The 23,701-nt window shown below is 60.5% G+C and carries 22 protein-coding genes; 13 read left to right on the forward strand and 9 right to left on the reverse strand.

Going from position 1 to position 23,701, the window contains the following annotated elements; translation table 11 throughout:
- Nucleotides 1-13 precede the first annotated feature (13 nt).
- From EDE09_RS03810 to carB, 4 genes are all read left to right on the forward strand, one after another.
- Nucleotides 14-931, forward strand: a complete 918-nt coding sequence (locus tag EDE09_RS03810) for a DUF692 domain-containing protein (protein ID WP_132408991.1) — start codon at nt 14-16, stop codon at nt 929-931.
- Nucleotides 918-1,718, forward strand: coding sequence for a DNA-binding domain-containing protein (locus EDE09_RS03815; RefSeq protein ID WP_132408993.1), 801 nt, complete (start codon nt 918-920; stop codon nt 1,716-1,718). Before EDE09_RS03810 ends, EDE09_RS03815 begins: the two co-directional genes overlap by 14 nt.
- Nucleotides 1,719-1,807: 89 nt before the next feature.
- Nucleotides 1,808-2,224, forward strand: a complete 417-nt coding sequence (locus EDE09_RS03820) for a DoxX family protein (RefSeq protein WP_245422729.1) — start codon at nt 1,808-1,810, stop codon at nt 2,222-2,224.
- Nucleotides 2,225-2,442: 218 nt separating this feature from the next.
- Complete coding sequence (gene carB / locus EDE09_RS03825) at nt 2,443-5,931, forward strand: carbamoyl-phosphate synthase large subunit (RefSeq protein WP_112801013.1); 3,489 nt, start codon at nt 2,443-2,445, stop codon at nt 5,929-5,931.
- 447 nt (nt 5,932-6,378) lie between these two features.
- Here carB and EDE09_RS03830 read toward each other — a convergent pair whose 3' ends face one another.
- Together EDE09_RS03830 and EDE09_RS03835 are read right to left on the reverse strand one after the other, a co-directional pair.
- The gene (locus EDE09_RS03830) at nt 6,379-7,869 is read right to left on the reverse strand and encodes a UdgX family uracil-DNA binding protein (RefSeq protein WP_165924119.1); all 1,491 of its coding nucleotides are present in this window, start codon (nt 7,867-7,869) and stop codon (nt 6,379-6,381) included.
- Nucleotides 7,869-9,101 carry a putative DNA modification/repair radical SAM protein gene (locus EDE09_RS03835; protein ID WP_132408999.1) on the reverse strand — a complete coding sequence of 411 codons (1,233 nt, stop codon included), beginning with the start codon at nt 9,099-9,101 and terminating at the stop codon, nt 7,869-7,871. Before EDE09_RS03835 ends, EDE09_RS03830 begins: the two co-directional genes overlap by 1 nt.
- 240 nt (nt 9,102-9,341) lie before the next feature.
- Here EDE09_RS03835 and greA point away from each other — a divergent pair, with 240 nt between their 5' ends.
- Nucleotides 9,342-9,818 (forward strand): transcription elongation factor GreA, encoded by a 477-nt coding sequence (greA, locus tag EDE09_RS03840; RefSeq protein WP_105370242.1) that lies wholly within the window; start codon nt 9,342-9,344, stop codon nt 9,816-9,818.
- Nucleotides 9,819-9,848: 30 nt separating this feature from the next.
- Nucleotides 9,849-10,907 (forward strand): glycosyltransferase family 4 protein, encoded by a 1,059-nt coding sequence (locus EDE09_RS03845; protein ID WP_132409315.1) that lies wholly within the window; start codon nt 9,849-9,851, stop codon nt 10,905-10,907.
- On the opposite strand, the gene EDE09_RS03850 is transcribed toward EDE09_RS03845, so the two are convergent.
- The 5 genes from EDE09_RS03850 to EDE09_RS03870 are packed head-to-tail and all read right to left on the reverse strand — an operon-like array spanning nt 10,891 to nt 15,327.
- A complete protein-coding gene (locus EDE09_RS03850) occupies nt 10,891-11,913 on the reverse strand; it encodes a glycosyltransferase (RefSeq protein ID WP_132409001.1) in 1,023 nt (340 codons plus the stop codon). The genes EDE09_RS03845 and EDE09_RS03850 overlap by 17 nt on opposite strands.
- A complete protein-coding gene (locus tag EDE09_RS03855; protein WP_132409003.1) occupies nt 11,910-12,941 on the reverse strand; it encodes a glycosyltransferase in 1,032 nt (343 codons plus the stop codon). The genes EDE09_RS03850 and EDE09_RS03855 overlap by 4 nt, the downstream gene beginning before the upstream one ends.
- 11 nt (nt 12,942-12,952) lie before the next feature.
- Entirely contained in the window at nt 12,953-13,762 is an 810-nt protein-coding gene (locus tag EDE09_RS03860; RefSeq protein ID WP_132409005.1) for a glycosyltransferase family 2 protein, read from the reverse strand.
- Complete coding sequence (locus EDE09_RS03865) at nt 13,755-14,816, reverse strand: glycosyltransferase family 2 protein (protein WP_132409007.1); 1,062 nt, start codon at nt 14,814-14,816, stop codon at nt 13,755-13,757. Before EDE09_RS03865 ends, EDE09_RS03860 begins: the two co-directional genes overlap by 8 nt.
- Before the next feature lie 43 nt (nt 14,817-14,859).
- On the reverse strand, nt 14,860-15,327 hold the full coding sequence (locus EDE09_RS03870; protein ID WP_105370246.1) for an Lrp/AsnC family transcriptional regulator: 468 nt from the start codon (nt 15,325-15,327) through the stop codon (nt 14,860-14,862).
- A 217-nt stretch (nt 15,328-15,544) separates the two neighbouring features.
- On the opposite strand from EDE09_RS03870, the gene trxB reads away from it, so the two are divergent.
- The 4 genes from trxB (at nt 15,545) to EDE09_RS03890 (ending at nt 19,486) form a co-directional block, all read left to right on the forward strand.
- Entirely contained in the window at nt 15,545-16,519 is a 975-nt protein-coding gene (gene trxB, locus EDE09_RS03875; RefSeq protein WP_132409009.1) for a thioredoxin-disulfide reductase, read from the forward strand.
- 15 nt (nt 16,520-16,534) lie between these two features.
- Nucleotides 16,535-17,431, forward strand: coding sequence for a LysR family transcriptional regulator VtlR (locus EDE09_RS03880; protein WP_162711247.1), 897 nt, complete (start codon nt 16,535-16,537; stop codon nt 17,429-17,431).
- A 596-nt stretch (nt 17,432-18,027) separates the two neighbouring features.
- Nucleotides 18,028-18,324 (forward strand): metalloregulator ArsR/SmtB family transcription factor, encoded by a 297-nt coding sequence (locus EDE09_RS03885; RefSeq protein WP_112800999.1) that lies wholly within the window; start codon nt 18,028-18,030, stop codon nt 18,322-18,324.
- Nucleotides 18,325-18,364: 40 nt separating this feature from the next.
- Nucleotides 18,365-19,486, forward strand: coding sequence for an alkene reductase (locus tag EDE09_RS03890; RefSeq protein ID WP_132409011.1), 1,122 nt, complete (start codon nt 18,365-18,367; stop codon nt 19,484-19,486).
- A 120-nt stretch (nt 19,487-19,606) separates the two neighbouring features.
- Here the strand turns inward: EDE09_RS03890 and EDE09_RS03895 are convergent, their stop codons facing one another.
- Complete coding sequence (locus EDE09_RS03895; protein WP_132409013.1) at nt 19,607-20,008, reverse strand: VOC family protein; 402 nt, start codon at nt 20,006-20,008, stop codon at nt 19,607-19,609.
- A 145-nt stretch (nt 20,009-20,153) separates the two neighbouring features.
- Nucleotides 20,154-20,417 (reverse strand): DUF2188 domain-containing protein, encoded by a 264-nt coding sequence (locus EDE09_RS03900; RefSeq protein ID WP_105370252.1) that lies wholly within the window; start codon nt 20,415-20,417, stop codon nt 20,154-20,156.
- Nucleotides 20,418-20,634: 217 nt separating this feature from the next.
- Between EDE09_RS03900 and EDE09_RS03905 the strand changes: the two genes are divergently transcribed.
- From EDE09_RS03905 to EDE09_RS03915, 3 genes are all read left to right on the forward strand, one after another.
- A complete protein-coding gene (locus tag EDE09_RS03905; RefSeq protein WP_132409015.1) occupies nt 20,635-21,738 on the forward strand; it encodes a calcium:proton antiporter in 1,104 nt (367 codons plus the stop codon).
- A gap of 161 nt (nt 21,739-21,899) precedes the next feature.
- Nucleotides 21,900-23,015 (forward strand): 5-methyltetrahydropteroyltriglutamate--homocysteine S-methyltransferase, encoded by a 1,116-nt coding sequence (locus tag EDE09_RS03910; protein WP_132409017.1) that lies wholly within the window; start codon nt 21,900-21,902, stop codon nt 23,013-23,015.
- Nucleotides 23,016-23,121: 106 nt separating this feature from the next.
- Nucleotides 23,122-23,571 (forward strand): DUF3597 domain-containing protein, encoded by a 450-nt coding sequence (locus EDE09_RS03915; protein WP_105370255.1) that lies wholly within the window; start codon nt 23,122-23,124, stop codon nt 23,569-23,571.
- Nucleotides 23,572-23,701 lie beyond the last annotated feature (130 nt).

The following is a 23,701-nucleotide window of genomic DNA, read 5'->3' on the forward strand; positions in this document are numbered from 1 at the left end:
GCGGAGGGATACAATGAATCCGAACGCGCATGACATCGGGCACGGTGCCCTTCGCTTTCCGCCTTTCCGGGCCGACGGGCAGGCAGGAACAAGCTTCAAACCAGAGCATCTTCCCGCGATTTTGGAGCAATTTCCGAAACGCGGCTTCTTCGAAGTCCATGCCGAGAACTATATGGGATCGGGAGGTCCGCCACATCAGGCGCTGTCCCGCATCCGCCAGGACTATCCGCTTTCCGTCCACGGCGTATGCATGTCGATCGGCGGCCCCCGCCCGCTCGACCGGGAGCACCTGGCGCGCTTCAAGGCCCTGGTTGATCGCTACGAGCCCGCGCTGGTTTCCGAACACCTGGCCTGGTCGACACACGAGACCACCTATTTCAACGATCTCCTGCCGTTGCCATACAACGACCAGACATTGCGGCATGTGGCTGACCACATCGATGAAGTCCAGCAGACGATCGGCCGCCCGATCCTCCTGGAAAACCCGTCCAGCTATCTCTCCTTCAAGGAGTCGACGATGGCGGAAACGGAATTCATCCGGGCTCTGACGAAACGGACCGGCTGCGGCCTGCTTCTGGACGTCAACAATGTCTTCGTTTCGGCGGCGAACTTGAGCTCGTCGCCGCTCGACTATCTGGCGGACTATCCGCTCGATCTCGTCGAGGAAATCCATCTTGCAGGCCACAAGGCGCAAAGCGACGAGGACGGCGGAACGCTGCTGATCGACAGCCATGACGGGCCCGTATGCGATGCCGTCTGGCAATTGTTCGAAACCGTCATATGCCGAACCGGCCCGATCCCCACCCTTGTCGAATGGGACAGTGCAATTCCGGCCTGGATCACGCTTGAAAAGGAAGCGGCCGCCGCGCAGGCGATCCTCGATCGGCATTCGTCCAGCCATGGAAGGGAAGCCCGCCATGCAGCCTTCTGATGCCGGCATCGCCGGATCCGACGCCTATTCGCAGGCATTTTCATCATGCCTGCTCGACCCCCGTCGATCGCCACCGCCTGACGTTCAGGCGCCTGGAGGGAAAGATGTGGAGCGGCGGTTCAATATCTACCGCAACAATGTCGTGGTCAGCTTGATCGAGGCGCTTGCCGCGGTCTTCCCGGCGACCCAGCGCATAACCGGTCCGGACTTTTTCCGGGCAATGGCCCGCTTCCATATCCGCGAAACTCCGCCCGCATCACCGCTGCTTTTTGAGTACGGGCGAGAATTTCCTGATTTCATTGCGCAATACGAATACGCCCGCTCGATGCCGTGGCTGGCGGATGTCGCGCGCATCGAGCGCGCCTGGCTCGACGCCTATCACGCTGCCGATGAAGCCGTGCTTGCCGCGGAAGCGCTGATTTTGCCGGCGCCGGCGAGTATCGGCGATCTCCGTTTCGTCGCCCATCCGGCGACCCGCCTTCTCCGCTCGCAATATCCCGCATTCACCATCTTTTCGGCAAATCGAAGTGATGATCCGGTCGGGCCCATCACGGCGACGGAGCCCGAATGGACGCTGATAACCCGGCCCGCATTGGACGTGGAAGTCCGTAAGCTCTCGCCTGGCGCGGCACTCATGCTCGCGCGGCTGATTGCGGGAGGCACTCTCGCCGAGGCGGCGGGCGACGCGTTTGCCGTCTGCCCCGATTTCGACCTTGCGTCCGCCATATCCGGCATTATCGAGGTCGGCGCCTTTTCCGATGTTTCCAGGATAGGAGTGGGAAGATGAAGACGAAACAGAGCCCCGCCCTCACAACCGGCTCCGGCTTCCGGCCCTCGGTAAGTGCTGCCTACGCATTCATCACAAGGCTCGTGCCCATGCCCTTGACGCAGTTCGCCCTGAGGGTCGCCCTTGCGGTACCGTTCTGGCGTTCCGGAATAAACAAATGGGACGGCTTCCTGCAGCTGAACGATGTCGCCGTCCTGCTCTTCTCCTCCGAGTTCCAGTTGCATCTGCCGGGAGGCCCATATCCGTATCCCTTCCCCGGTACCGTCGCCTTCATGTCCGCCTCGGCTGAAATCCTGCTGCCGCTCCTTCTCGTGCTTGGTTTGGTCACGCGTGGAGCCGCGCTCGCTGTTCTCCTGATGACGCTCGTCATTCAGTTGACTGTTCCCGACGGCTGGCCCATCCATCTGACATGGGCAGCGATGGCATTGGGCATCATGGCTTTAGGCCCCGGCCGGTGGTCGCTCGATTCGTTTATCGGCATCGACCGCAACCCCTCCCGCGCATGATTGCCGATTGAAGGTCCCAGGCTCCGGCGGTCCGCACGGACGGAACCGACATCCGGCACGGGTGAGCTTTCTGTCGATTTGGCGATTTATGGGGTTCCGTTCGCCAAAACATTTGCCTATAAGCCGCGTCTAGCCTGAAAAGACATGCTCGCGCGACCCGACCGGTGGTATTCCACACCGTGCCGGTTTTTCGCGCAGGAAAAAGCGGAAAGATACCCATGCCCAAGCGCCAAGATTTGAAATCGATCCTCATCATCGGCGCGGGTCCGATCGTCATCGGTCAGGCATGCGAGTTCGACTATTCTGGCACCCAGGCCTGCAAGGCGCTGAAGGAGGAAGGTTACCGGGTCATCCTGGTGAACTCCAACCCGGCGACCATCATGACCGATCCCGGTCTCGCGGATGCGACTTATGTCGAGCCGATCACCCCGGAAGTCGTCGCCAAGATCATCGCCAAGGAGCGTCCTGACGCGCTCCTGCCGACCATGGGCGGCCAGACGGCGCTGAACACCGCGCTCTCGCTCAAGCGCATGGGCGTGCTGGACCGCTACAATGTCGAAATGATCGGCGCCAAGCCAGCCGCCATCGACAAGGCGGAGGACCGCGCCCTCTTCCGCGAAGCCATGGCCAAGATCGGTTTGGAGACGCCGAAGTCCATGCTGGCGAATGCCACCGACATCAAGGACACCGATCGCAAGACCCATGAGGCCGAGCGCGCCAAGCTGCGCGAGCGCCTTTCGGGCGGTGATCTGGACAAGGCGCTCGACGACCTCGAAAACCATTGGAATCTCGGCGAGAGCGACCGCAAGCAGCGCTATATGAGCCACGCCATGGCGATCGCCGCGCAGGCGCTCGATCATGTCGGCCTGCCGGCGATCATCCGCCCCTCCTTCACGCTCGGCGGCACCGGCGGCGGCATTGCCTACAACCGCTCGGAATTTTTCGAGATCGTCTCGGGCGGCCTCGATGCTTCGCCAACCACCGAGGTGCTGATCGAAGAGTCGGTGCTCGGCTGGAAAGAGTATGAGATGGAAGTCATCCGCGACAAGGCGGACAACTGCATCATCATCTGCTCGATCGAGAACATCGATCCGATGGGCGTCCACACGGGCGATTCCATTACCGTCGCGCCGGCGCTGACGCTGACCGACAAGGAATACCAGATGATGCGCAACGCCTCGATTGCGGTTCTGCGCGAGATCGGCGTCGAGACCGGCGGCTCCAACGTGCAGTTCGCGGTCAACCCGGCCGACGGCCGCCTCGTCGTCATCGAAATGAACCCGCGCGTCTCGCGCTCCTCCGCGCTCGCCTCCAAGGCGACCGGCTTCCCGATTGCCAAGGTCGCGGCAAAGCTCGCCGTCGGTTACACGCTGGACGAACTGGAAAACGACATCACCGGCGGTGCGACGCCCGCCTCGTTCGAACCGTCGATCGACTATGTGGTCACCAAGATCCCGCGTTTCGCCTTCGAGAAGTTCCCGGGCGCTGAGCCGACGCTCACCACCGCGATGAAGTCGGTCGGCGAAGTGATGGCGATCGGCCGCACATTCGCGGAGTCGCTGCAGAAGGCTTTGCGCGGCCTTGAAACCGGGCTCACCGGTCTCGACGAGATCGAGATTCCCGGTCTCGAAGACGGCGAAAACTCCAAGAACGCCATTCGCGCCGCGATCGGCACGCCGACCCCCGATCGCCTGCGCATGGTGGCCCAGGCGCTCCGCCTCGGCCTGACCGAAGCGGAAGTGCACGAAGCCTGCAAGATCGATCCCTGGTTCATCGCCCAGCTCAAGGCGATCATCGACATGGAAGAGCGCATCCGGGAACATGGCCTGCCGACGGACGCCGAAAACCTTCGCATGCTGAAGGCCATGGGCTTCTCCGACGCCCGCCTTGCGAGCCTTACCGGCAAGCGCCCCAAGGAAGTGGCCGAACTGCGCAACTCGCTGAATGTCCGCCCGGTTTTCAAGCGGATCGACACCTGCGCTGCCGAATTCGCCTCCCCGACCGCCTATATGTATTCGACCTACGAAGTGCCCTTCGTCGGTGCGCTCCGCTCCGAAGCGGAAGTCTCCGCTGCAAAGAAGGTCGTTATCCTCGGCGGCGGTCCGAACCGCATCGGCCAGGGCATCGAGTTCGACTATTGCTGCTGCCACGCCGCCTTCGCATTGAAGGACGCGGGTTATGAAGCGATCATGATCAACTGCAACCCGGAAACCGTCTCGACCGACTACGACACCTCCGACCGCCTCTATTTCGAGCCGCTGACGGCGGAAGACGTCATCGAGATCCTGCGCGCTGAACAGGAAAAAGGCGAAGTGGTCGGCGTCATCGTCCAGTTCGGCGGCCAGACGCCGCTGAAGCTTGCGGAGGCGCTCGAAAAGAACGGCATCCCGATCCTCGGCACGGCACCCGACATGATCGACCTCGCCGAAGACCGCGACCGCTTCCAGAAGCTGCTGATGAAGCTCGATCTCAACCAGCCGAACAACGGTATCGCCTACTCCGTCGAGCAGGCCCGGCTGGTCGCGGCCGAAATCGGCTTCCCTCTGGTTGTCCGCCCGTCCTACGTCCTCGGCGGCCGCGCCATGCAGATCATCCATTCGGAATCGATGCTGCAGACCTACCTGCTCGACACCGTTCCGGGCCTCGTGCCGGAAGACATCAAGCAGCGTTACCCGAATGACAAGACCGGCCAGATCAACACCCTGCTCGGCAAGAATCCGCTGTTGTTCGACAGCTATCTCACCCATGCGATCGAGGTGGACGTCGACTGCCTCTGCGACGGCACCGACGTCTATGTCGCCGGTATCATGGAGCATATCGAGGAAGCAGGCATCCATTCGGGCGATAGCGCCTGCTCGCTGCCGCCGCGCACTCTCTCGCCGGAGCTCATCGATGAACTGGAACGCCAGTCGAAAGCGATGGCCAAGGCTCTGAACGTTGTTGGCCTGATGAACGTCCAGTTCGCCATCAAGGACGGCACCGTCTACGTGCTGGAAGTCAACCCGCGCGCCTCGCGCACCGTGCCCTTCGTCGCCAAGACCATCGGTGCACCGATCGCCAAGCTCGCCGCTCGCGTCATGGCGGGCGAGAAGCTCGATCCGACATTTGCCGCCTATGGCAAAAAGCCAGACCCGCGCAACCTGAAGCACATCGCGGTCAAGGAAGCTGTCTTCCCGTTCGCCAAATTCCCGGGCGTGGATACCCTGCTCGGGCCGGAAATGCGCTCGACGGGGGAAGTTATCGGCTTGGACACCGATTTTGCGCTTGCGTTTGCCAAGTCGCAGCTCGGCGCCGGCGTGGAACTGCCGCGCACCGGCACGGTCTTCGTCTCCGTACGCGATGAGGACAAGGCCCGCGTCCTGCCGGCGATCCGCATTCTGACCGAAATCGGCTTCAAGGTCCTGGCAACCGGCGGCACGGCGCGCTTCCTGGGTGAAAACGGCATCGAGGCCACGAAGATCAACAAGGTTCTCGAAGGCCGGCCGCATATCGAAGACGCGATCCGCAACCGTCAGGTCCAGCTGGTCATCAACACCACGGACGGCAACAAGGCGATCTCGGATTCCAAATCGCTGCGCCGCGCCACGCTGATGCAGAAGGTACCGTACTACACCACCATGGCCGGCGCCGAAGCCGCAGCCATGGCCATCAGGGCGTTGAAGGCAGGCAATCTCGAAGTCCGCCCGCTGCAGAGCTATTTCGCCTGAACGCCTCTGTTTCCACCATCTCCGATGGACGCCCTTCCATAAGGGGCGTCCGCTCGGGGGCCCGGCAAAGGGCTGCTTAAAAAGCCGCGGCGTTCGCCCGCGGTCGGCGCCGCATCTCGCTTCAAAAATAGTCTCGGATCAGTCGCCACACCAATAGCGCGATGGCGACGATGGTCGCCCACATCACAAGCGATATCAGTATCGAGACAATCAGATATCTCAGCCGCCTCGTCATCGGCGAGCCCTCCAGGATCGACGCTGAAGGCATTTAAGAACAAGTGGGCACCATGTCTCTGGCAGCCGATCATCGCGGTTGATGGCTTTTAGCCAGACCTGAGCCCGTGTCGCCGCGCCTGCGCCAGTCGCATACATTTGTGATCCGGGAAATGACAATACGCCCATTTCGGCTGGTGGATAATCGCCCGGAAGATCGACTTGCCGAACCTTTCAGGAGGCATTCGGCGGCCCGGAACGATAAGGGGCACGGGCTCTGACAAGGCGTTGGACGGCATTCATATCTTTTCCGAAACGGTCCAGCTCTCTCATCCTCTGGGCCTCATCCGGAATCCGGAGAAGATAGGCTGGATGCACGGTCACGAAGAGTATGCGCCCATCAGCCAATGCCATGGGCTCTCCGCGCACATCCTCGAGCTTCTGGCGCATATCGGTCAACGCAAAAAGGGCTGTTGCGCCCATCGCCACCACGACCTCCGGCTTCACCAGTTCAAGCTCCTGCATCAGCCACCAGCGGCATTGCCTGATCTCGCCCATGTTCGGCTTCTGATGGATCCGCCGTTTGCCCCGCGGCACGTATTTGAAGTGCTTAACGGCGTTGGTAATATAGAGAGAACGCCGGTCGATGCCGGCTTCGGCAAGCGTGTCGTTGAAGAGCTTTCCGGCCGGCCCCACGAACGGCTTGCCCGCAAGATCCTCCTGATCGCCGGGTTGTTCGCCAACGACCATCACCCTGGCGTCGGCTGGGCCATCCCCGAAAACCGTCTGGGTTGCCAGACAATGGATATCGCAGCGCGTGCAGTGCCGTGCTTCCTGCTTGAGGGCCGAAAGAGTGCCGGCAGCAGGGGCCGACGGCACCGGCGCCCTGGCTGCCGCCTCCTGGATGCGGTGGTGGAAGGGCAACGGCTCACTCGCCGCTCTTTTCCCCATCTCGATCACGCTCGCTTCGGCATTCGCGATCAGATCCGGAATGAGCGTAGCTTCCGGCAGGTTCTTCCAGTATTTCTTCGGCATCTCCTTTGTCATCATCTTCACCTTGAGCCGGGCCGGATTGAAGATGGATGCATAATAGGTGCGCCAGAGATCCTCGGTCTCATCCTTCAGATCAGGTTTTTCCGCAGGCTCGTCGCAGGTCCTCAAAGTCTCCCCGTCCCAAGAGGCCGAGCCTTTCGGCGTCGCAATCAGCCAATCCATGTCCGTGAAGCGGCGCTGGAAGAAAGGCGCTACGCGCGCAAGGATGAAATGGTCTGGTTCGAACCAGGAGAAGAATCGCCGGCGTCCTGCAGTCCCCGCCGGCAACGGCAACTCCTTGAAGCGAACGAAAGCGGTCATCTTGTGGTAGTCCCGCCCGACAGCCTTGGCCATGCGCTGCGCCGCGACGACGTCGGTATCGGATGCCATCTGCAGGAGATGCCGCCCATGCATCAACCGAAAGAGCAAGCGGTAGAGCAGAGCAAAACGTGTCGGATCGGAATGACAGATCACTGCCCCCGCCAGCCGGATGAAGGACGGCGGCACGGAGAGCGGCGGATGCGCCTCATGAGGCGGCGGCAGGTTGTTGTCGTCAAACCCGAACAGACCATCGGCATCGTCCATGGTCCGCCATTCGATGACATCAGGGACGATACCCGCCATCAGATATGCTCGGGCCGCGTCGCGCCACTCGGTAAGGTCTCCCCTGCCTCTCAGCGAATAGCGGTACATCATAGAAGCGAGAGCTGTTCCGGTTTAGGCTGGAACATGGCAGCAAGATCAGGCCGGTCGACAAGCCGATGCGGCGTCCAGCCCTCGCAGGTAATAAACGGCTGGACCTTCTTCAGCGACACGCCGAGCCGCTTGAGATCATCAAGCCTCAGCCGCCGGAAGCGGCGGGCCGAAAGAATGCCCTTGACGGTCTTGGTGCCGAAACCCGGCACCCGTAGCAGCCGCTCTTTGTCTGCCCTGTTCACGTCGACGGGAAACTGCTCCCGGTGTCCCAATGCCCAGGCAAGCTTGGGATCGAGATCAAGATCCAGCATGCCGTCTGGCTGGCTTGCGGTGATCTCGCCGATCTCGAACCCGTAGAAGCGGTAAAGCCAGTCCGCCTGATAGAGTCGATGCTCGCGCATCAGCGGCGGCTTGATCAGCGGCAGGTTCCTGGACGAATCAGGAATGGGACTGAATGCAGAATAATAGACCCGCTTCAGACCATAGCTTCCGTAGAGCCTGGCGCTGGTGCCAAGGATGGTCGCATCGCTGGCGCCATCGGCGCCCACGATCATCTGCGTGCTCTGTCCGGCCGGCGCAAATTTCTTCCGTCGTTTGGATTGCAGCGTCGGCTCCGCCATTTCCTCGATCTTGAGACGGAGCTTGCCCATCGACTGCCGGATGCCATCCGGCCGCTTTTCCGGCGCGAACTTGGCAATTCCATTGTCGGTGGGCAGCTCGATATTGATCGACAACCGGTCGGCGTAAAGTCCGGCTTCCTCGATAAGAGGTGCCGACGCCTCCGGGATGGTTTTCAGGTGGATATAGCCCCTGAAATTGTGCGTGGTTCGCAATTCTCGGGCGATCAGCACCATCTCTTCCATCGTGTGATCGGAGGAGCGGATGATTCCCGAAGACAGGAACAGGCCTTCGATATAATTTCGCCGGTAGAACTCCAGCGTCAGCCAGATCACCTCCTGCGGTGTAAATCGAGCCCTTTCTACATTGCTGGAGGAGCGATTGACGCAATAGGCGCAGTCATAGATGCAGAAATTCGTAAGCAGGATCTTGAGAAGGGAAATGCAGCGGCCATCGGGTGCATAGGCATGACAGATCCCCGAACCTTCCGTAGAACCAAGCCCTCCCGAAGAGGAGGAGTCCCGCCTCACCGTTCCGCTCGAAGCGCAGGAAGCGTCGTATTTTGCGGCGTCGGAAAGTATTGCCAACCGTTCTTTGAGCGACTTCTTCATCGTTATGTTCACTATTTGTTCTATTTTAGAAAGTCAAGACATTGACAAACCGATGAGCTTGGAATCTCATGAGCGGACTTGCGTTCGCCTCGACAGGGTTCGAAAATCCTAGCTTTGGTTGTCGAAGTTCTGTTATAGTGAGCAAAATTTTGATCTTACGATGGTTCCGAAGTTTTACTCCGGAACCTGTTTCTTTTTGTGTCCGCGGCATCCGCGGACATGAGTCTGAAGGACAGTGAAATGGTTGATAAGGTACCGATGACGCCGAATGGTTTTGCCAAGCTGCAGGAAGAACTGCGCTGGCGCCAGCAGGAGGAGCGTCCCCGTATCATCGAGGCGATTGCGGAAGCCCGCGCCCACGGCGACCTCTCGGAAAATGCCGAATATCACGCCGCCAAGGAGGCCCAAAGCCACAACGAAGGCCGGATCACCGAGCTTGAGGACCTGACGGCGCGCGCCGAGATCATAGACCTCACCAAGATGTCCGGCTCGAAGATCAAGTTCGGCGCCACCGTCAAGCTCGTCGACGAAGATACCGACGAGGAAAAGACCTACCAGATCGTCGGCGACCAGGAAGCCGATGTGAAGGCTGGGCGCATCTCCATCTCTTCCCCCATTGCCCGCGCGATGATCGGCAAGGAAGCCGGCGAGTCGATCGAAGTTGTCGCGCCCGGCGGTTCCAAGGCCTACGAGATTCTGTCCGTCTCCTGGGGCTGATTGTCCGTGGGGAAAAATGGCGATCCCGCCATCGTGGATATTCGTGACGTCGAAGTCGTTGCGCCGAATTTCAAGCGGCGGCTCTCCGGCGTCACCTCGACGATCATCCAGCTCGTGCCCGTACAGAGATCGCTCGGTCAGAAGGTTGCAACGCTCGGTCCGGGATTGCCTGCCGATCTGCCGCATATCCGCTACCGCGATCTCTGGGCGTTCTGGATTCCCCCGCGCGGCAAGCGATGCCGCGTCTGGCATGCGCGCCGCAATATCGAAATGCTGCCGGCCATCCTGATGCGGGATGTGCTGCGCATGCCGCTGAAGATCGTCTTCACATCCGCCTCGCAGCGACGCCATACCGGCTGGACCAAATGGCTGATCTCGAAGATGGACGCCGTGATCGCGACCAGCAGCAAGACGGCCGACTATCTTGCCGTACCGAATACGGTGATCCTGCATGGCATCGATACCGATCGTTTCTCGCCGCCCGCCGACAAGGCGGAGGCGAAACGCGCCCGAGGACTGGACCCGACCAAAAAATTCGTCGGCTGCTTCGGACGTGTGCGGCACCAGAAGGGCACGGATGTTTTCGTCGATTCGATGATCCGCCTCTTGCCGGACCGGCCCGACTGGGCGGCGATCGTCGCAGGACGCGCCACCGGCCCTCATGTGGAGTTCGAAAGCGGCCTGAAGGCGAAAGTGGCCGCAGCGGGCCTTGCCGACCGCATCCTTTTCGTTGGCGAACATACCAACATCAACGAATGGTACCGGGCGCTCGACCTCTTCATCGCGCCGCAGCGCTGGGAAGGGTTCGGGCTCACGCCCCTCGAAGCCATGGCGACCGCCCTGCCCGTCATCGCCACCGATGTCGGCGCTTTTCCGGAGCTTCTGGTGACGGGAGACCGGGAGACCGGCGTGATCGTTGAAAGCGGCAGTGTCGATGCGATGACCGAAGCCGCAGTCTCCTTCATGGATGACGAAAGCCGCAGACATGCAGCCTCCGCCTGCTCGCGGGCTCATGCATTGGAAAATTTCAGCATCGAGGGCGAGGCAAAACGCCTCGGCAACACCTACCGGATCACGGCTTCTGCTTGAAAAGCTCGATATAGGTGTTGGTGATCGCTTCTTCGCTGAAGCGCTCAACCAGCGTCCTGGAGGCGCCCTCAACCAGGCTGGCCGCAAGCTTCTCGTCGCTGAGAACCTGGGAAATGGCACCAGCCAGGCCATCTGCGTCGCCGATGTCGACCAGCAGACCGCTTTCGCGGTCGCGGATGCACCAGCTCGGTCCTTCCGCCCGTGTGGCAACGATCGGCCGCCTCTGCGCCCAGACCTCGAATATGACATTGCCGAGCGGTTCATGGCTGGACGGCATTGCAAAGACATCCGCCGCAGCGACATAGGGCCGCGTATCGGTCTGCCAGCCGAGGAAACGCACCCGCTCGGTCATTCCCCGCTCGCGCACGAGCACCTGGAGCGCCTCACCTTCCTCGCCCTCGCCCGCTAGCCATAACCAGACATCCGGCAAGGTCGCCAGCGCCTCGATCAGCGTATGAAAACCCTTCCGCTTCACAAAACGCCCCATGGCCATGACAAGCGGAACGCCTTCCGGCGTATTCACCGCGGACCGCGCGATCGGGGCAACGGCTTGGGTACTGGTGAAGTTGGCGATCACCTCGATGCGACGCGTCCAGCCGAGGCCTCGCACGTGGTCGGCCATTGCCGGCGTCAGGCAGACGATCACATCCGTATTGCGGAAATAGCTGAGCCTCTTCGGATAATCCCCAAGACGCGAAATCTTGATGCAGCCGGGATAGGCCGGCAGGAGTTCGCTGCCGCGGGTGCCCCAGGCCATCAGCGCATCGGGTTTCTCACGCTCGGCAAGCCGCTTTGCCTTCAAGGGCAGCAGATAGCGGTCGAGGGAGATGTTGCGGAAATTGCTCTCCGTGATCGTGACGACGTTTTCGATATCCTTGCGCCAGCTGCGCCCGGGCCGGATGATCGCCCGCTGCTCCACGCCCCGGCGGGCCAGCGCGTTGGCGAGGTGCGTGAAGAAACGCTCGAGGCCGCCTTCCTTGCCGAAATGGTAGTGGTGGATCCTCATGGCTTGCTGGTGCCCGTTTCAAACAGGCGCAGATAAGCGTCGGTGACCGCCTCTTCGGAAAACCGCTCCCGCATGGTCTGCCGCCCGCCTTCCACCAGACGCTGCCTGAGCGCAGGATCGTCCCTGATGCGCCGGATCGCCGCTGCCAGCGCTTCGAAATCCTCGCAATCCACCAAAAGGCCGTCCTTTTCGTCGCTCATCATCCAGGAAGGACCTTCCGACCGCGTGGAGACGATCGGTTTCTCAGCACACCAGCCCTCCAGGCACACATTGCCCAGCGGCTCGTGCGTCGACGGCACGGCAAGCACATCGGCGGCGGCCAGGAAGGAATAGACATTCGTCTGCCAGCCCGCGAAGCGGACGCGATCCCTGATGCCGAGCTCATCCACCTGACGTTCCAGGTTCTCCCGCTCTACGCCTTCGCCAAGGAGCCAGAGATAGGCGTTTTCCACCTTCGCCATGGCCTGAACGAGCGTGTGAAACCCTTTTCGGCGAACAAACCGTCCCATGCCGACCACCACAAAGGCGTCGTCTGGCGTCTGGAGCGCCTCACGGGAGACCACCGGGCCAGGAAGCGAATAGGTGAAGTTGGTGATTACCTCCAACCCGCGTTGCCAGCCGAGTTCGCCGACCTTACGGGCAATGTCCGGCGTGTTGCAGACAAGGATCTCGGCGTTGCGGTAGTAGTTCAGATGGTGCGGGTAGTCGCCGAGGCGGGATATCCGCCTGGCTTTCTTGTAGTTCGGCAAGGCACGGCTCGCACGCATCTGCCATGCCAGGATGACATCCGGCTGGAAATCCCTGAGGATCAGCCTAAGCCGGGCAGCAAAGAGGAAACGGGACGGCGAATACCGCCGGAAGATGCCCTCGTAGACCTGTCCGTACCGGCCGATTTCTTCTTTCCAGGTCCGGTCGGGTCGGATCAGCATCCGCTGTTCGACGCCGCGCCCGTGAAGCGAATGGGCGAGATTGACCAGGAACCGTTCCGCACCGCCTTCTTTCCCGAAATGGATGTGCAGGACCTTCATAGAATTCTCCATCAACGCGTCGGCGCGTCGTCCCTGTTCGGCCGCTCCTTGAGCGCCTGACGCTGGTATAGTTTGGCTTCGGTGAGAAACGCATAGACGGCGACCGTCATCGCCTCGATGAACCCGGGCGCCCCGCAGCGCCAGAGCCCGTTTCTCAGATACAGCCGGTAGAAGTAAAGCAACGGCGAGACGAGCAGCTTGATCGGCTTCGGTTTCTTGCCCGCTGCAAACTTCTGGTCCGCCTTGAGCGTGGAATATTTGTTTTCCTTGAGAATTTGTTCGTCGATGACGATCGGCCGGTAGTGCAGCAGGCTGCCCGCCTTCGTTTTCTCCACCCGCCCCTCAGGAACGATACCTTCGTGCACCGCCTGCGTCAGGTCGAACGCTCCCTTGCCCTTTCGGATCAACCTCAGGATCTTGCGTTCTCTCACCCGCTCCGGCGTATAACCGTAGCCGATCAGATAGGGGCGCCGCGCCATCCTCCAGCCGACAATCTCCTCGTCCGCCGCGATCAGTTCGGGAAGCAATTTCCGCAATGGCTGATCGAGCCGCTCGTCGGCATCGATGCTGAAGCACCATTTCTCCCGGCAAAGCTCCAGGGCAAACTGCTTCTGGGCCGCGTAACCGCGCCATCGCTCGTGAAAGAGCCTGATCGGCCACCCGCTGTCGATATAGGACTGGACGAGACGGATCGTGCCGTCGGACGACCCTGAATCGACGATGACGATGTCGGAAAAGTCGGCAAGGCTCTCGATGCAGTTGCCGAGATAGCGTTCCTCGTCCTGGCAGATGATGAAAGCCGATATCGGAAGCTTAGACATGACCGCCGCCACCGGACCCGTCGAAGGGAGACGCCGCAAACCCCTGCTCGACAAATTGGCCGGGGTCGCGGAAGTGCGCGCTTCCCGGATAGCCGAACTCGATTTCGCGATCGGCAGAAATCTTCTGCATGATCTTCACGTATTCCTGGGCGCCACCGAAGTGCTGCCCGCTCGAGATCGCCTCCTGCACGCGCTCCTGATAGTCGGAAAAAAACTTGAAATGCAGCAGGACACCGAAGATAGGGGAAAAATTGCGCTGGTAGGGCAAAGGCTGATGGATGTTCTCCCCGAGCGAACATTCCTTGTCCCAGAACATCAGCGGATATTTCATCAGGTCCACATTGGAACCGAACAGGCGTTTTCGCGCCCCGCCGCGGATGCGCTGGAAACGGGCGTTCCTGACGACCGTATATCCGTCGCGGTCGTAGCAATCCGCGACCTGCCATGGCATCTGCCCCTCCTCGCCGGTAAATTCAGCGGCCGCAATGTCGCTTGAGGGATACATGTCGATCATCGGCGCCGCGAGCCGCCGGATGGAGCGCTCTTCCAGGCGTGCAATCAGCCTGGGCAGCGGCATCTCGAAACAGCGGTCGTAGATCAGGAATTCGTCCGAATCGACGTTCAGGTACCAGCGGTCGAAGCCGTAGATTGAAAACAGTTCCTCCCGCCAGCTTTTCCCGCGCCTGGCATCCTTGTAGCGAAGCGGAGAAGCCCAGAGATCGGTATCGGCCTGCGCGGCCAGATATTCGGCGGTCCCGTCGGTGGATTGGTCGTCCACACATATGAAGCGCGTGACGCCGAGCCGGCGGTAATGGGCGAAGAATGACGGCAGCAGGCGGCGATCGTTGCGGCACAGGAAAACCAGCGGCATGTCGTCCGCGGCCAGCGCTCTCAACCGCTGCGGCGACGCCAGACCCAGAGAACCGGCCTTGCTCAGGGCAAAGATGCGCTTTCGCGACCTCCTCGTCCCGTTCCACGTCAACAGCCGCTCGAGCGGGGAACGCCGCCAAAGCGGGCCCTTCATGCCCGGCGCTGGATAGACCGTCTCAGGCATTCGACTCTCTTTCATAGATCCGGACAGCCAGGGCCAGCACCCGCTAGATCTCCACCAGGCCGAGCTGCTTCACCTGCCGGATCGTCAGCATGGTCCGAACCGTGTCCACATGCTCGTCGGCAGTCAGGACTTCGATGACGAAATCCTGGAATACGGTCAGATTCTGTGCCGCGCAACGCAGCAGGAAATCGCTGTCCCCGTTGACCATCCAGGCCTCACGCACCAGCGGCCATTGCTGCACCTTGGAAGCAAAGCCCTTCAAATCCGCGTCCGACTGGCGCTTAAGGCCGACCATGCAGAAGGCGACCAGATCGAAGCCGAGTTTCGGGCCGTTGAGGAGCGCGTGATAACCCTCGATGATTCCCGCTTCCTCGAGTTTGCGCACACGTCGCAGACAGGGCGGCGCCGAAATGCCGACGCGTTCGGCGAGATCGACATTCGTCATTCTCCCGTCACGCTGGAGCTCCCTGAGGATCTTGATGTCGATGGCGTCCAGATCGGCGCGGAACACGGCTTTCCCCTTTTGTCGGCAAGGCTTTTAGCGGAAACGGGATTTAACGCAAGGAGCATGCCGCAATGCGAACTGATCTGTTATTAACGCAAGGCTGCCCTTGCATTGCTGCATGGATCGACCTTACATGGCATTTTGAAAGCGGCAGACCGGAAATCGACCCCCTATATGAGGGGCAATAAAATACGAGTCGATCGGTCTTTGAAAGGAAGCACATATGTCCGCCCGTCACACCGAGGTCCTGATCATCGGTTCCGGCCCGGCCGGCTACACCGCCGCAATCTACGCCGCCCGCGCCATGCTGAAGCCGGTGCTGATCGCCGGCATGGAACAGGGTGGCCAGTTGATGATCACCACCGATGTGGAAAATTATCCCGGTTTCGGTGATCCGATCCAGGGGCCCTGGCTCATGGAGCAGATGCTGAAACAGGCGACCCATGTGGGCGCCGAAATCGTCAACGATTTGGTGACCGAGGTCGATCTCGACCGTCGCCCCTTCACCGTGCGCACCGATTCCGGTGCCGTCTGGACGGCGGAGACGATCATCATTTCCACTGGTGCCAAAGCCAAATGGCTGGGCATCGAAAGCGAGCAGCATTTCCAGGGCTTCGGCGTGTCCGCCTGCGCCACCTGCGACGGCTTCTTCTATCGCAACAGGGACGTGATCGTGGTCGGCGGCGGCAATTCCGCCGTGGAAGAGGCACTGTATCTCTCCAACATCGCCAAGTCCGTCACCGTGGTTCATCGCCGCGACTCGTTCCGCTCGGAGAAGATCCTGCAGGAACGCCTGTTCCAGCGCCCGAATGTCAGCGTGCTCTGGAACACGGAAATCGCCGAGATCACCGGCAAGCCGGCCAAGCCTCCGATGCCTCCGTCTGTCGAAGGGGTGAAGCTGCGCAGTACCCTGACCGGCGCCATCACAGACTTTCCGATCCACGGTGTCTTCGTGGCGATCGGCCATGCGCCCGCGACCGAACTTTTCAAGGGCAAGCTGAAGATGAAGCCGAACGGCTACCTTTGGACCGCACCGGACTCGACGGCAACCGACGTGCCGGGGGTCTTCGCCGCCGGCGACGTGACCGACGACACCTTCCGCCAGGCGATCACCGCCGCGGGCATGGGCTGCATGGCCGCACTCGAGGCCGAACGTTACCTTGCCGGCATTCAGCCGGTGGCCGTGGCCGCGGAGTGACATTGAAACATGGGTGTGCCGCTCGACTGGGACAAGTTGCGAATTTTTCATGCGGCGGCGGAGGCAGGCTCCTTCACCCATGCGGCGGACAAACTCCACCTTTCCCAGTCGGCCATCAGCCGCCAGGTCAGCGCGCTTGAGCAGGATGTCGGTGTCAAGCTGTTTCACCGGCATGCGCGCGGCCTGATCCTCACCGAACAGGGCGAACTCCTCTACCGCACCGCCCATGACGTTCTCCTGAAGCTCGAAACGGTGAAGATGCAGCTGACCGAGACGACGGAAAAACCGTCCGGCAAGCTGCGCGTCACGACGACGGTCGGCCTTGGCCAGGGCTGGCTCACCGACAAGGTGCAGGAGTTTCTGCAGCTTTATCCCGAAATGTCGATCCAGCTCATCCTCGACAACGAGGAAGTGGACGTGAACATGCGCCACGCGGACTGCGCCATTCGCCTGCGCCAGCCGCAACAGTCCGACCTGATCCAGCGCAAGCTGTTCACAGTCCATATGCACGTCTACGCGGCCCCCTCCTATATCAACCGCTATGGCGAACCGCAGTCGGTTGAGGACCTCGACACGCATCGGATCATCACGTTTGGCGAACCGGCGCCGAGCTACCTGCTCGACGTGAACTGGCTGGAATATGCCGGTCGCTCGTCCGACAACAGCCGCACGCCGCATCTTCAGATCAACAGCCAGACTTCGATCAAGCGCGCCTGTCTGCTCGGCATCGGTATAGCTTGCCTTCCCGACTACATCGTCGGGCGCGATCCCGGCCTCATTCAACTCGCGATCAACGCCGACATCCCCTCTTTCGACACCTACTTCTGCTATCCCGACGAAATGAAGAACGCTGCGAAGCTCAAAGTCTTCCGCGATTTCATCGTAGGCAAGGCGCGAAACTGGAATTTCTGATTTCGTCGCACTTCCGTGCGAGGCGGTAAAGCGGCTTATCCCCCAGGGATTTCAGGTATATACGGCAGCCAGATATGTGGAGGTTGCTCCATGTCGCCGTAAGTGATGCGCATCACGCATGGCTGACCTGCACAAAAGAGCATTGTTCACTGCACAAAAAACCACCATATCGCACACAGCTGATGCACATGGTGGCTTTTCCTCCCAGTTCCACCGCAGCAGCTGTTCCCCTCTGGAGGTTTTTGACCTTCACACTTATAGGGCCCTGGAGCGATCCGGTGGCCCTCTTTTTTTTGCCCGGCAGCGCAGTGAGCTCGGCAAGACGCCACCGACAAAAACTTCTCTCCAAAACCGAAGATTGCATCTTGTCGAGCCGATATCACCTCCCCATATAGCTGACAGCTGACGCCATCGGCGACCTCCCCGTCGTCCGCGCCAGCTGTTCCCCTCTGGAGGTTTTGACCTTCACAACTGACGGGCCCTGGAGAAATCCGGCGGCCCATTTTTTTTAAAAAATCCCACTCCTTTGAAACGCTCATCCTTTATATCGTCGTCTGACGATCTATATATCGTTAATGACCGATACGAGATCGACAATGGACAAGACGGAAATCCTCAAAGCCCTCGCGCATCCGACCCGGATCGAATTTCTGGAATGGATGAAGGAGCCGGAGCTTAATTTCTGCGACCAGGCGCACCCGCTGAGTATGGGGATCTGCGCCAACCAGTTCGAAAAACGCTGCGGCCTCTCCCAGTCCACGGTCTCGGCGCATCTTTCGACGCTCGAAAGGGCCGGATTGCTCAAGATCAATCGCGTCGGCCAATGGGCGTTCTATCACCGCAATGAGGATACCATTGCAGCCTTCCTCAACGAGCTCCGGTCGACGCTCTGACCCGGCTCACTTCTCCCAACTGCAGACAAAGGAATTTCTGATGGCCAAGCTTTTTGATCCGACCGCCTTCGGCGATATTCAACTTGCCAACCGCATCGTGATGGCGCCCCTGACCCGCAACCGTTCACCCAAGGCGGTTCCGAACGACCTCAATGTTACCTATTACGAACAACGCGCCGCAGCGGGTCTGATCATCACCGAGGGCACCCCGGTAAGTCAGCAGGGTCAGGGTTACGCGGATGTGCCCGGCCTTTACCTGTCGCAGGCGATCGATGGATGGAAGAAGGTCACCGATGCAGTGCATCGCAAGGGCGGCAAGATCATTACCCAGATCTGGCATGTGGGCCGCGTCTCGCACACCTCGCTTCAGCCAAACGGCGGCGCTCCGGTCGCCCCGTCCGCCGTCCCTGCCGGAAGCAAGACCTATATCATCAATCCGGACGGCAGCGGCGCATTCGTCGACACGTCCGATCCCCGGGCGCTCGAACTGTCCGAAATCCCCGGCATCGTTGAAGACTTCCGCAAAGGGGCACGCGCCGCGATCGACGCCGGCTTCGACGGCGTCGAAATCCACGGTGCCAACGGCTACCTGATCGACCAATTCCTGAAGTCCGGCGCCAATCGACGCACCGACGAATACGGCGGGTCGATCGAAAACCGTGCCCGCTTCCTCCTTGAGGTGGTCGACGCGGTTGCCAAGGAAATCGGCGCCGGCCGCGTCGGCATCCGCCTGTCGCCGGTCACCCCCGCCAACGGCATTGTCGAAACGGACCCGCAGCCGCTCTTCAACTATGTGGCCAGGCAGCTGGGCTCCCGCGGCCTTTCCTTCATTCATGTGATCGAAGGTGCGACCGGCGGAGACCGGAATTTCTTCCAGGGTGACAAGCCCTTCGACTATCAGGAGATGAAGGCCGCCTATCGCAACGCCGGCGGTACCGGCGGCTGGCTGGTCAACAATGGCTATGATCGCGAAAGCGCCAAGACGGTTGTCGAGAGCGGTTATGCCGATGCGGTGGCCTTCGGCAAGCTCTTCATCGCCAATCCCGATCTCGTGCAGCGCTTCAAGGACAATGCGCCGCTGAACGAAGCCGACAAGTCCACCTTCTACGGCGGCGGCGCCAAGGGCTACACGGACTACCCGGCACTCGAAGCAGTCGCCTGACATTGGGAGAAAGGGCTGATAAGCATCACAACCCCTGACCGCCGTTAAACACCTCCCCGCCCCGAAATCGGTCGCAGAGTTTCATAGCTCTACGGCCGATTTTCTTTGCTGCGTGCGAATTTAAGAGTGGGAAGACTTGCCTTGAGATCCGGGCTCCTGCGGCTCCCCGATCTCGACCGCATGCCCGTCCGGATCGTAAAAACGGAAGACGCGCTGTCCCCATGCCTGCCGCACTATGGGATGTATCAGCTCCACGTGCGGCGCGACGTTTTCGAAGGCCGCTTCAATATCCTCGTGCTCGAAATACAGCAGCAAATTCCCGCGGCCATAGGGTTCCTTGGTGACGGATGCTTGTCCCCAGATCGTCTGCTCGAGCGAACGCCCCTCGTGGATGGCAAAGCCCGCCTCGAACAGGACAAAGTTTCCGAAATCCTCCAGGATCTCCAGGCCCAGTATCTTCCGGTAGAATTCCCTGGAGCGATCGATGTCGCGGACGAAGGGGATGGGATTGACGAAACGCATCGAATTCCTGCCATGACATTCAAGAGCGTACTGCGCTCGATACCTGGGTCGCGATGCACGAGAACTTGAAATAATCCCCGCGCTGGCGCGTCGCATTCGACGCGCTTGACCGCGGCTTGTTGGAATACGTCCGCGGCTCTGAGATCTAGCGGGCGTCGGCGCCTTCGTCGCCATCCACCACTTCCGCCTCGGGGCGGTCGCCCCCATCGCTATATTCGGTATGCCAGACGCCTTTTTCGTCCTGCCAGCTGATCTCTTCCGGCTCGCCTCCTATCTGCTGCTCGGCCGCGACGATGCGCGCCGCCTGCAGGGCATCGGAATGAGTAGGAAAAGTTTCCGAATAGACGTCACCCAGACGGTAGGCCCAGCCACCATCGTGCTGCACGACTTTGTAGACAACCTTGGTCATACTCCCTCCGTGTTCCTCGTGGCCGCATTGTTCCTTCCGGAACCAGGTCCGGCCGCGGCATCGGGGTGGGAAAGCGAAAAGGGTGCCGCGAAGTTCCAGGCCACGACGAAATTATGTCATCAAAACGCGCCTGCCGCAAACCGTGGATGGAGAACGGCGCCCTTGATGCGGCTCCCGGCGGCATTAAGTTCGCCAAAACCAACAGCAGGAGCCTCCAGTGGCATTGCCCTCTCTCGTGAAGCAGGAAAAATTTCTTGTCATTGCTCTCGCGGCAGTCGGGATAAGCTTTTTGACCGAACACGCCATCCTGGAGGCTGGCGAGACGGCGTCCGTGATTACAGCGGCCGCACTGATCTGCGTCATCATACTCGCCTCCACACGTGTCGCTCATCACGCGGAAATCCTTGCCCGTAAGGTCGGCGACCCCTACGGCACGATGATCCTGACCCTTTCGGCAGTCGCCGTGGAGGTTCTGATCCTCGCCATCATGATGAGGAGCACCACATCTCCCACGCTGGTCAGGGACACGATCTATTCGGCCGTCATGCTCGACATCAACGGCATCTTGGGGCTCGCTGCTTTGCTTGGAGGGCTGCGGCACGGAGAACAGCCCTATAACGACGATTCCAGCCGCACCTACAGCGTCATGATCCTGACGGCCATGGGCATATCCATGATGGTGCCGGAATTCATTCCGGCAGCCAAATGGCATTATTACTCAGCCTTCACCATCGGCGCGATGATCGCCCTCTACACCCTTTTCCTGCGCATGCAGGTCGGCACGCACAGCTATTTCTTCAGTTACAGCTATCCCCGATCCGGCCAGCCATCTGGCAAACCGACGCCCCACGAAGAAGCCGAAAAGGAATCCTCGGCGCTCTCGATCGCCGTCATCCTCGCGGGCGTCCTGATCATCGGTTTCCTCGCCGAGTTCATGTCGGCCTTCCTCAATACCGGTCTAGAAGGCAGTGGCGCGCCGCCGGCGCTGATGGCGGTCACCGTGGCGGTCATCTCGGCCGCCCCCGAAATCCTGACTGCCTTGCGGGCGGCACTGAAAAACCGCATGCAATCGGTCGTCAACATCGCCATGGGCGCTTCGCTGTCCACCGTGATCCTGACCGTGCCGGTCATGGAGGGTATTGCATTGTATACAGGACAGCCCTTCGTTATGGCGATGACGCCGGTTCAGACCGTGATGGTGGTGATCACGCTGGTCGTGGCAGCCATCAACCTGAACGACGGCCAGACCAATGCCATCGAAGGCATGACCCACTTCGTTCTGTTCGCCACGTTCATCATGCTGACCCTTCTGGGCCTGTAGAAAAGCCATTTCCGCCAAATACTTGCCACCCAGTCCGGAATCACATTGAAAACCTCTTCAACCCGTTTCTCCATTTGCCTCGGAGGGTGGGCGGCGAGTATAAAGTCAAGGCATTCGGAAGGATTCTTCGAGCCTTCCTTCTATTCCAGTGGAGGAACCTCATGTCGACACCACCCTACAGAGCCGATCACGTCGGGTCGCTGTTGCGCCCCGCTTCCGTCAAGGAAGCCCGCAAGAAGTTCTACGAGGAAAAAAGCATTCCGGCATCCGAACTCCAGGCGGTCGAGGACGAGGCGATCAAGGACCTGGTCAAGCTGCAGGAGAACGTCGGCCTCAAGGTCGTGACCGACGGCGAAGCGCGCCGCCACTTCTGGCACTACGATTTTCTGGGTGAGCTGGATGGCATGGAATTCGTCACCCGCGAAGCCCACAAGGGCGTCACCTTCCACGGAGTCAAACTTCCCCCAACCTTCCCGACCATCACCGGTCGGCTCGACTTCCCGGACGATCATCCGCATCTCGAACACTTCAAATACCTGGCTTCGGTCACCAATGTGACGCCGAAGATCTCCATTCCCGGCCCGAGTGTCGCGCATTACCGTACGGCGAAGGCCGATATCTATCCGGCCGAATATCAGGACGTCGAGGCGCTGTTTGCCGATCTCGCGAGGACCTACGCCAAGGCGGTGCAGAAATTCTATGAGGCCGGCTGCCGTTACCTGCAGATGGACGACATCTATTTCGCCTATCTCGGCGACGAAAAGCAGCGCGCCATGAAACGCGAGGAAGGTTTTGATCCGGATTGGCTGATCAGGAAATACGCCTGGATGATGCACGAGGCCATCAAGGACCGCCCGAAGGACATGCTAATCGGCATGCATATGTGCCGCGGCAACTTCCGCTCCACCTGGGCTGCCGAAGGCGGCTATGATGCGGCAGCCAATGCGATCTTCAACCACACCGGCGTCGACATGTTCTTCATGGAATACGATACCGAACGCGCCGGCGGGCTCCAACCGTTGAGCCTCCTTCAAAAGGGCAAGCAGCGCGTTTATCCGGGCTTCATCACCACCAAGACCGGTGAACTGGAAAGCCTGGATTCGCTGCGCCGCCACTTCGACGAAGCCGCGAAATATGCCGATATCGACCAGCTCGGCATCGCGCCGCAATGCGGCTTCGCTTCCACGGAAGAAGGCAACTCGATCACCGAAGACGACCAGAAGCGCAAGCTGGAACTGGTGGTTAAGACCGCAGAGGCTATCTGGGGCACGGCCTGATCCAGTCGCCGGCCGCAGGAAATTTGCTTTGCCTGCGGCCGCGCTCTTGAGAATTGCCGATCGCGCCCGATGTCCTTCCGGCAAACGCATTTGCAGGGAGACGACTATGGGTATCTTCGACAAGATCAAGAACGCGATTTTCGGTAGCGGACAGGCTCAGGCCGCCACCCCGAAACCTGCCGTGGCCACCCAGGCCTCGGCGGCACCAACGGCAACCTCCGCCCCCTCAGCGGCAACGCCTTCGGCCAACCCCTCGCCCACAACCACCCCGGCACCAAACGCTGCCCCATCCGCCGGTCCCGTGGACATCACGCCGATCCTGGACGCCGCCGTCAAGAAGAGCGGCCAGAAGCTCGACTGGCGCAAATCCATCGTCGACTTGATGAAGGCGCTCGATCTGGATTCGAGCCTTTCTGCCCGCAAGGAACTGGCTGACGAGCTCGGCTATACCGGTGAAAAAGACGGCTCGGCCGAAATGAACATGTGGCTGCACAAGGCACTGATGAAGAGGCTGAGCGAAAACGGCGGCAAGGTTCCCGCTGAACTGATGGACTGAGTGTTCGACAGGCGACGCGGCAGGTGAAAGCCGCAAGCGTTGAGCGCCCCGGGTGCCTCTTGGGACGCTCTGCAGCGTCGATAAAGTAATCTTGAATGCCGCGTGTAAGGCCATTCGCAACGAACGCCCT

It is taken from the genome of Neorhizobium sp. S3-V5DH (genome assembly GCF_004343065.1).
Lineage (GTDB): Bacteria > Pseudomonadota > Alphaproteobacteria > Rhizobiales > Rhizobiaceae > Neorhizobium > Neorhizobium huautlense.